This is a genomic window from Vibrio genomosp. F10 str. 9ZD137 (genome assembly GCF_049974785.1).
In the GTDB taxonomy this organism is placed as follows: domain Bacteria; phylum Pseudomonadota; class Gammaproteobacteria; order Enterobacterales; family Vibrionaceae; genus Vibrio.
Genome location: NZ_JBNGCJ010001054.1, coordinates 1 through 270, shown reverse-complemented (window position 1 = coordinate 270; position 270 = coordinate 1). Strand labels below are relative to the sequence as shown.

The following is a 270-nucleotide window of genomic DNA, read 5'->3' as shown; positions in this document are numbered from 1 at the left end:
TGGTTCACAGGTTAAGCCTAGGTTATGTTCCATAGCGATTTCTGCAGCCATACATACTTGCTCAGGGCTTCCACCCATAAGCTCAGCAAGGCCAGCAGCAGCCATAGAGCAAGCCACACCGACTTCACCTTGACAGCCGACTTCGGCACCAGAGATAGAAGCATTACGTTTATACAAACCGCCGATAGCACCCGAGGCTGCAAAATAGCGTGTGTAATCTTTTTCGGTCACGGTTTGAATGAATTTATCGTAGTAGATCGGAAGAGCGGT

General features: G+C 48.9%; 1 protein-coding gene. It reads right to left on the bottom strand.

Annotated elements, in window-relative coordinates:
• Positions 1 to 270: L-serine ammonia-lyase, iron-sulfur-dependent, subunit alpha (locus tag ACP45E_RS22320; RefSeq protein ID WP_198927786.1), on the bottom strand; the 270-nt coding region annotated here is incomplete at both ends.